Here is an 8,608-nt window from a genome sequence, read left to right on the forward strand (position 1 = left end):
AACGGATCTTCCCTGTCTATGGTTTCGCTGATCATGCACGCCAGCTTGCCGGTGCAATTGATCATGGCCTTGCTGGTGGGCCTGTCGGTGGTGTCGTGGAGCTATATCGTCAGCAAAGTCCTCACCCTGCGCGCCGTCGGGCGCAGCACCGACGAATTTGAACGCACCTTCTGGAGCGGTGCCGACCTGAACAGCATGTATCAGCGGGTGTCGGCCAGTCAGACCAGCATGGGCATGGAAAAAATCTTTCAGGCGGGCTTTGGCGAGTTTCTCAAGTTGCGCCGCCAGTCCGGGGTGGAGTTGTCCGACTTGATGGACGGCACCCGCCGGGCGATGAAGGCCGCCGCCCAGCGCGAACTGGACGAACTGGACCGCCACACCGCATTTCTGGCCACGGTCGGCTCGGTCAGCCCGTATATCGGCCTGTTTGGCACGGTGTGGGGCATCATGCATGCCTTTATCGGCCTGGGCAACGCCGGCAGCGCCACGCTGTCCACCGTGGCACCGGGGATTGCCGAAGCGCTGATTGCCACCGCCATCGGCCTGTTTGCCGCCATTCCAGCTGTGGTGGCGTACAACCGCTTTGCCCACGACACCGACCGCTTTGCCACCCGCTTTGACACCTTTGGCGAAGAATTTTCCAATATCCTGCAACGCCAGGCGGCGCGCAGCAGCAACGGCTAAGCGCGAACGGGCTCCCCACATGCACATCGCCATCCTCACCTTCGACGGCTTCAACGAGCTGGATTCGTTCATTGCCCTGGGTATTCTCAACCGGGTGAAAAAACCCGGCTGGCGGGTGTCGATTGCCAGCCCGCAGGCGCAGGTGGAATCCATGAACGGGGTGACGGTCAGCGCGCAATGCTCGCTGGCCCAGGCGGCGCAGGCCGATGCGGTGCTGGTGGGCAGCGGCATGCTCACCCGTCAGGTGGTCAACGACGCCGCGCTGATGGCCAGCCTGACGCTGGATCCCACCCGCCAGCTGATTGGCGCGCAATGCTCCGGCACGCTGGTATTGGCCCGACTGGGCTTGCTGGCAGACGTGCCAGCGTGTACCGACCTGATTACCCAGCCCTGGGTGGAAGAAGCCGGCGTCAGCGTGTTGAACCAGGCTTTCTTTGCCCGGCAAAACCTGGCCACGGCTGGCGGCTGCCTGGCCTCCCCTTATCTGGCGGCCTGGGTGATTGCCCGGCTGGAAGGCCAGGCCGCCGCCGAAGCAGCGCTGCACTATGTGGCCCCGGTGGGAGAAAAAGACCGCTACGTGGCTGGGGTGATGGCGCAGATCGGGCCGTATCTGGTGGGGTGAATGCGCGCCGTGTCAGTGTATTTTAAAAAAAACCTGACCAGCACACTCGTTCAAGGTGGCAAGTGATTGTGTTGCCCGACCCCGCATGTGCTTCAATCCAATACCGCCAGTAGATCTCCCCGTCGGAATGTGGCCGACAGCTGTTGCAGGGAAATGGCCCGGTCACCGTAATTTTTCTTCAAGGCATCTGAAATTGCGTCAATGGCCTGCTGGTAGTACGCCTCTCGCAGGGCTTGGTAGCGTGCCAGCACATCAACAAAATTACGGTGCGTCAATTCATCCAGGGCGATACCAGACTCCTGTAATACATGTCTGCCAATGAGCATTGACAGATAGTGTGATGCATAAGGAATAAATTCAGCTGGATTGGGCCGCGATGGCCGTTTTCGCTCGTTTTCCACGTCACGAAAAATCAACACGGCCAGGACTGCCTGGGCACTATTGAGGCCGGTAAAAATATCGTTGTAGAGCTTGCCAAAATGCTCCCGGCGCAGGAACTTAGCCTGGTGAGGACGCTGACGCCAGATGGTCAACACGGCCTCAGCGACGATGGAGCTGGTAATGACATTGGACCCGCCTCCGCCCTCTTCACGTTGGCGTTTGTAGCTGTAGCCCAATTCCTGAATGCCAAGTTCCAGTGCCTTCTGGATTTCGTCATTGGAATGCAGGTCGCGCAAATCCACTGGATTTTGGCTATTGGTGGCGTAGGTGATATCGTTGACAAAGTCTTTATGGTTTTCGGCCAGTTGGTAGATGCGGATCATGACATAGGCCGACTCGCCCGCCCTGTCATCGCGCTGGCCGCTCAGGGTTTCCTGGATAGTCTTGCAAGTTTGCCCGCCATTGATGACCTGCATATTCTTCAATTGCACCTTGTAATCCGATTTCTGGAAGGCGTTATAGTCGAACTTATCGCAAACCACAGTAATGCCGTTATTGTAAAAATAGAAGTTTTCCGACTTTGCCGGATCAAGCAGTGTCGCGTGGATCGCCGTGTTCACCCGGTTGGTATGCAGGCCTAGGGACGCGCTGAAAAAATCAGCATTTCACCGAAGAAGACCGAAGCGGGCCGCATCGATTCGGCATGAGCGCTTTGGCGAGTAAAAAATGCCTGCTCACCGTCATTTTCGGTCAGTCTTCACCCTGTTGGGCGGCAAATTTCCTCATTTCCCCCTTTCAGGACGCACCTTGGGTGTTCAGCGCAAACAGTCGCCGCTTGACCGTCAACAGATTCGCCAACCCAAAAAGGGTGTGCAGCCGCGCCGTGTTCTTCGCCAGCCCACGGTAGGACACCTTCTTCATGCCGAAGAGGTTCTTGATGATCTTGAATGGATGTTCAACCTTGGCCCGGATCCTGGCCCTGGCCTGTTCGATCCGCTCCTGCAGTCGTCCGACCGGCGTATCCGGCAACGCCTTGCGCTTGCCCGCACGCATGGCAATTTCCCATTCAACCCGCCTGCCCCGGTTCTCTTCCCGCTTCTCAACCCCCTGGTAGCCTGCATCGCCAAAGGCAAGCCGCTCTTCGCCATGCAGCAAGGCATGCGCCTGGGTGACATCGTTGATGTTGGCTGACGTGGTGACCAGGGTATGCACGATGCCCGTTTCAGCATCCACCCCAATGTGCGCTTTCATGCCGAAGTACCACTGGTTGCCCTTTTTGGTCTGATGCATTTCAGGATCACGCTCACCGCTTCGATTTTTGGTCGAGGACGGCGCAGCAATGATGGTGGCGTCAACAACCGTGCCTTCCTTGAGGATCAGGCCCTTCGCGGCCAGTAGGGCGTTGATGGTCTCGAAGATGCGCTCGGTCAGCTGGTGCGTTTCCAGCAGGCGGCGGAACTTGAGCAGGGTGGTGGCGTCTGGTGCAGACTCCCGCGACAGGTCTATGCCAACAAATCCCCGGATGGCCTGGCTGTCATAGATGGCGTCTTCGATGCCTTCGTCTGAGAGTCCAAAGCATTGTTGGGCGATGTACATTCGCAGCATCCGCGCTACGCCAATCGGCGGTCGGCCCCGGCCTGTTCCTTTCGGGTAGAACGGCTCAATCTGCGCGACCAAGGCGGCCCATGGCGTGACTTTGTTGATTTCGTCAAGAAACCGGTCGCGCCGCGTGACCTTCTTCTTGGTTGTGTATTCCAGTTCGGAAAAGCTGGCTTGCTTTGTCATGTGACCATCCACGTTCAATGTACTGATGTTCGCAGATCAGGAGGCTTCGGGCCAGCTGTCGGGGAATAAATCAGTGCGTCCCTAGATAACGACGGATATTCCGCTCCAGCAACCGGTCGCCATGCTCATCGAACAGTCGCTGGATTTCATGGACAGACACGCGGCCTACCAGTACCCGCATGTAGTTCATATCTTCCACGATGGCCTGTCCGCTCAGCACCAGCGCCGCATCCACCTTTTTGCTGCGCTGGAGAATACCGACCAGTGCATCGTGGTTGAAGTGCACGAATTCCACCTTGTCGCCCCAATCCTTGTGGGCAGCATCGACCCAGCTCTGGGCAATATCATTCCAGCGCTGACCGTTGTTGCACAAGACCACCCGGACGCGTGGGATATAAGCATCGCGGATCAGCGAGCGGATTTCCTCGACGCGGGGAGCAATGCGCTCATTCAAGGTGAGTTTGCGCGACGGGTCAAACAGCACTTCTACCGTTTGCAGCGCTTTCTGGATACCGTTTTCCGGGAAATGGGCATTGCCCTCCAGGCTAGCCTTGTATTTGCCCTGAAAAATTGTCACGGTGAACTCACCATCATCAACATCACCAATGTGCAATCCATCCACACCAGCATCGTTACCCCCATCGGTCACCAGATCTGCCGCATCTTCCAGTGGAAGGTCCAGGCAGGTGGCCATGCACAACAGCACAAACGCGGCAGATTTTTGCTTGGGCTGGTCACCTGTCGGCAGCCAGTCAGGATGCTCGACCACAATGGCACCGATGCGCTGGTCAACAATGCTGGCGTTGATGTTCATGACCTTCTCCATATTCAATGATTGACGTGGCGCTATGTACTTTTTTTTCCGGTAATGGTGAGATTGATAGCGTTACGCATAGGTTGCCCCCCACTTTCCTTGGTAGCCAGGGAAGCACTGAAAAAATCGTCATTCCCGCGAAGGTGGGAATCCAGGGCGTTGATTTTGCTGGGTTTTGCTTTTGGCAAACACGATTTTTCTGAATCAATCAGCGTGCCCTTAGACATAGACGCCCATGGACCATACCTTACTTCCCAATACAAAACCGCCCAAAAATCTCGCCCAGCAAATCATCCGCTGTAAATTCCCCGGTAATGTCGCTCAGCGCCAGTTGCGCCAGGCGCAGGTGTTCGGCAAACAGCTCGCTGTGGGCGTAGTCCAGTTCGGCGGCGTCGAGCAGCGCGCGGGCGCGGCGCAGTGCATCCAGATGGCGTTCGCGGGCCAGAAACACGCCTTCGCCGTGGCCTTGCCAGCCCACTTGGGCCAGCAGCGCAGCGCGCAGGGCGTCAACGCCGGCCCCATGACGGGCGCTCAGGCGCAGTTCGGGGTCAGCTTGGGCGCTGACGGCCAGCGGGCCAGCGGGCTGGCCGCTCAGGTCAATCTTGTTGCGCACCACCAGCCGGGGCAAGCGCGCGGGCAGGCGGTCAAGAATGGCCTGGTCGGCGGCGGTCAAGCCGTGGCGATCATCCAGCAGCAACAAGGCCAGGTCGGCGCGTTCCACGGCTGCCCAGGTGCGGGCGATGCCGTGCTGCTCGACCACGTCGTCGGTGTCGCGCAGGCCGGCAGTGTCGATGAGGTGCAGCGGAATGCCGTCAATCAGGATTTGCTCGCGCACGGTGTCGCGGGTGGTGCCGGCAATGTCGGTGACGATGGCAATATCGTCGCCGGCCAGCGCGTTCATCAGGCTGGATTTGCCCACATTGGGCTGGCCGACCAGCACCACATGCATGCCCTCGCGCAGCAGTGCGCCCTGGCGGGCGCTGGCCAGCACGCCGTCCAGCGTGGCCTGAATGCCGTGCAACTGGCCTTGTGCATCGGCAGCGGCCAGGTAGTCCACGTCGTCTTCTTCGGGAAAATCCAGCGTGGCTTCGGTCAGCATGCGCAGGTGAATCAGTTGGTCTACCAGTGCGTGGATGCGCCGGGAGAATTCCCCTTTCAGCGACTTCAGCGCGCTGGCAGCGGCGGTTTCGCTGGCGGCGTCGATCAGATCAGCCACACTTTCTGCCTGGGCCAAATCCAGCTTGTGATTCAGAAACGCCCGGCGGGTAAACTCGCCCGGCTCGGCCAGGCGTGCGCCCAGGCTCAGGCAGTGGCGCAGCAGGCGCTGCATTACCACCGGGCCGCCGTGGCCTTGCAGTTCGATCACGTCTTCGCCGGTAAACGAGTGGGGTGCCGGAAAATACAGCAACAGGCCGTTGTCCAGCGGTTCGCCGTCAGCATCGGGAAAGTCGGTAAACAGCGCCAGACGCGGGGTGGGCGTCTTGCCGCCACTGAGCGTGCGCGCCATGGCCAGCAGATCGTGACCGGACAGGCGGATGATGCCAATGCCGCCGCGTCCGGGGGCGGTGGCGATGGCGGCGATGGTGGGCAAGCGAGGGGTGGACATGGCGGTTTCCTGAAAGCGTGGGGATGAATGCAGGCAAGCCCGTTTCCGGAGAAACGGGCTTGCCGGTGCAGCAAACGTGGGCAACGCCAGAGGATCAGCCCACTTTCTTGGCCGCCTCAGCCTGTTCGATGCTGCGGTTGATATACCACTGCTGGGCAATCGACAGGATGTTGTTCACCAGCCAGTACAGCACCAGACCCGCCGGGAAGAAGAAGAACATCACCGAGAAAGCCACCGGCATGATCTTCATCATCTTGGCCTGTACCGGGTCGGAAGGCGGCGGGTTGAGGAAGGTCTGGCCGATCATGGTGATGGCCATCAGCGCCGGCAGCACATAGTACGGGTCAGGGCGGGTCAGGTCATGAATCCAGCCCAGCCACGGTGCCTGACGCAGCTCGACCGATGCCAGCAGCGCCCAGTACAGGCCGATGAACACCGGAATCTGCACCACGATGGGCAGGCAGCCGCCCAGCGGGTTGACCTTTTCGGTCTTGTACATGTCCATCATCGCCTGCTGGAACTTCATGCGGTCGTCGCCGTATTGCTCCTTCAGCCGTTCCAGACGCGGGGCCAAGGCCTTCATCTTGGCCATCGAACGATAGCTGGCCGCCGACAGCGGGAAGAACACGCCCTTGATGATGATGGTCAGCAGCACGATTGCCCAGCCCCAGTTACTGACCATGGTGTGCAGTTTTTCCAGCAACCAGTACAGCGGGGTGGCGATGATGGTGACCCAGCCATAGTCCTTGGTCAGCTCCAGGCCTGGTGCGGTGGCTTGCAGCTGGCGGGTAATCTGCGGGCCAGCGTACAGCGGCATGTCGATGGTGTGGGTGGCCCCTGCGGCAATGCTGGGCAGATCGACCACCACGCCGGCAGAATACAAGCCGCCCGACGCCGGCTTCAGCTCAAAGCGGCAGCCTTGTGCCGACTGGCATACGCCCTTGCCATCGCTGGTTTTCAGAATCCATGCCGACACAAAATAATGCTGCAGCATCGACACCCAGCCATTGTCGGCAGAACGGGCGTATTCGGCCTTGTTCTTGTCGATGTCCTCGAATTTCACCTTCTGGAACTTGTCGGCATCGGTGTAGACCGCCGGGCCGGTAAAGGTGTAGGCCATGCGGTTTTCGCCTTCTGGTGCCTTGCCGTCACGCAGCAGGCGATAGTAGGCAGAGGCCGCCAGCGGCGTGGTGCCGGTGTTGCGGATTTCGTAACGCACGCGAATCAGGTAGCTGCCACGGGTAAAGGTGTAGATCTTGCTCACCTGCGCGCCCTGGGCTTCCGGCGCGGTCAGGCGCACGTCCAGGCTGTTTTGCCCGTCGGTCAGCACATAGGCCGGCTGGCTGCTGGTAAACAGGGTGCGATGGGTGGGCAGCGCTGGGTTGCCGGTGCTGATCAGGCCGGTTTGTGCCACATAGGTGCGGCCTTCGTCGGTTTGCAGCAGCTTGAGTGGCTTGCTTTCGTCTTCGTTGGCGGTGTAGGCCGACAGAATCAGGCCACGCAGATCGCCGCCAGCGGTGTTCAGCTCGGCGTTGAACAGGTCGGTGGTGACTTTGATCGTCTGGCCAGCCGGCAGACTGGTGTTGTCAGCGGCGGTGCTGGTCACGGCACTGGGCAGCGCGGCACCGGTGGCGGATGTGGCTGGCGCGGCCTGACCTTGAACAGCGGCAGCCACCGGCTTGGGCGGTGGGGCAAAAAATTCCTGCCACAGCAGCAAAATGCCGAACGACAGCGCGATAAACAGGATTAAACGTTTGGAATCCATCTGAGGGGCAACCGTTGCGAGGGGTTAGGGAACCGGATCGTAGCCGCTTTTACCCCAGGGGTGACAGCGGCCAATGCGGCGCAGTGCCAGCCAGCCGCCCTTGACCGCGCCGTGGCGCTGGATGGCTTCCACGGCATAGGCCGAACAGCTGGGATGAAAGCGGCAGCTGGGCGGTCGCCATGAACTGATGGCTAACTGGTAGAAACGGACGAGGGCGATGAGGATGCGCGACATCGCGCCAGTTTAGCAAATAATCCGGCCAATGCCTTGCGTGCTTCGTGACCTTCCTTGCGGCCGAAGCATTCGCGCGCGCGCACGACAAAGTCCACGCCGTCCAGCGCCGGCTGTTGCAGGCGAAAGACTTCACGGACGGTGCGTTTGATGTAATTGCGCGCCACGGCGCGTTTGGCCGTGCGTTTGCCTACTACCAGACCCAGCCGGGCCGGCAGTCCGCCATTCGGGCGGGCGTACACCTGAAACCAGCGTTGGGTGCGGGATTGGCGCAAACGAAAAACGGATGAAAAATCATCCGTTTTTAGCAGTCGCTGGGTCCGGCAAAAGCGGAACGCCAAGACGATTACACGCCGATGCGAGCACGACCCTTGGCGCGGCGGGCGCGAATCACGCTACGGCCGCCACGGGTTTTCATGCGAACGAGGAAGCCGTGCGTACGCTTGCGACGCACGACGGAAGGCTGGTAAGTGCGCTTCATGAGCTTGATCCCTATGGAAAATCAGGAGAATAAACGCGAGATTAGACCGTCTCGACGCCGGTTTGTCAACTGGATGTTGCAATCCGGGCCGGTCAGGCTGTGGATAACTGCGCGCTAAACGAGTAGAATGGACGATAGTCCTGATTTTGCTGCGCTTTGCCTGCCCACCTGAATGCCAGGCCGGGAGCCGGGGGCCGCAGGGTTGGGGGCGGGTGGCGCGCTGCCCGCCGTAGCATGTT

At 59.9% G+C, this 8,608-nt stretch carries 10 protein-coding genes; 2 read left to right on the top strand and 8 right to left on the bottom strand.

Annotated elements, in window-relative coordinates:
- Positions 1–12 precede the first annotated feature (12 nt).
- Positions 13–684, top strand: a complete 672-nt coding sequence (tolQ, locus tag BXU06_RS17095) for a protein TolQ (protein WP_374754337.1) — start codon at positions 13–15, stop codon at positions 682–684.
- A 19-nt stretch (positions 685–703) separates the two neighbouring features.
- Positions 704–1,306 (top strand): DJ-1/PfpI family protein, encoded by a 603-nt coding sequence (locus BXU06_RS17100; RefSeq protein WP_077302490.1) that lies wholly within the window; start codon positions 704–706, stop codon positions 1,304–1,306.
- A 92-nt stretch (positions 1,307–1,398) separates the two neighbouring features.
- On the opposite strand, the gene BXU06_RS17105 is transcribed toward BXU06_RS17100, so the two are convergent.
- From BXU06_RS17105 to rpmH, 8 genes are all read right to left on the bottom strand, one after another.
- Positions 1,399–2,307, bottom strand: coding sequence for an AIPR family protein (locus BXU06_RS17105; RefSeq protein WP_216352507.1), 909 nt, complete (start codon positions 2,305–2,307; stop codon positions 1,399–1,401).
- Positions 2,308–2,482: 175 nt separating this feature from the next.
- Positions 2,483–3,472 (bottom strand): IS5 family transposase, encoded by a 990-nt coding sequence (locus BXU06_RS17110; RefSeq protein ID WP_077302494.1) that lies wholly within the window; start codon positions 3,470–3,472, stop codon positions 2,483–2,485.
- A 70-nt stretch (positions 3,473–3,542) separates the two neighbouring features.
- A complete protein-coding gene (locus tag BXU06_RS17115; RefSeq protein WP_216352508.1) occupies positions 3,543–4,286 on the bottom strand; it encodes a hypothetical protein in 744 nt (247 codons plus the stop codon).
- Positions 4,287–4,533: 247 nt separating this feature from the next.
- Positions 4,534–5,892 carry a tRNA uridine-5-carboxymethylaminomethyl(34) synthesis GTPase MnmE gene (gene mnmE / locus BXU06_RS17120; protein WP_077302496.1) on the bottom strand — a complete coding sequence of 453 codons (1,359 nt, stop codon included), beginning with the start codon at positions 5,890–5,892 and terminating at the stop codon, positions 4,534–4,536.
- 94 nt (positions 5,893–5,986) lie between these two features.
- Positions 5,987–7,657: a membrane protein insertase YidC gene (gene yidC / locus BXU06_RS17125; RefSeq protein WP_077302498.1), complete on the bottom strand. Its 1,671-nt coding sequence runs from the start codon at positions 7,655–7,657 to the stop codon at positions 5,987–5,989.
- 24 nt (positions 7,658–7,681) lie between these two features.
- A complete protein-coding gene (yidD, locus tag BXU06_RS17130; protein WP_077302500.1) occupies positions 7,682–7,891 on the bottom strand; it encodes a membrane protein insertion efficiency factor YidD in 210 nt (69 codons plus the stop codon).
- The gene (gene rnpA / locus BXU06_RS17135; RefSeq protein WP_077302502.1) at positions 7,849–8,229 is read right to left on the bottom strand and encodes a ribonuclease P protein component; all 381 of its coding nucleotides are present in this window, start codon (positions 8,227–8,229) and stop codon (positions 7,849–7,851) included. The genes yidD and rnpA overlap by 43 nt, the downstream gene beginning before the upstream one ends.
- 5 nt (positions 8,230–8,234) lie before the next feature.
- Positions 8,235–8,369 (bottom strand): 50S ribosomal protein L34, encoded by a 135-nt coding sequence (gene rpmH / locus BXU06_RS17140; RefSeq protein ID WP_077302504.1) that lies wholly within the window; start codon positions 8,367–8,369, stop codon positions 8,235–8,237.
- Positions 8,370–8,608: the final 239 nt, after the last annotated feature.

Source organism: Aquaspirillum sp. LM1, from assembly GCF_002002905.1.
GTDB lineage: Bacteria > Pseudomonadota > Gammaproteobacteria > Burkholderiales > Aquaspirillaceae > Rivihabitans.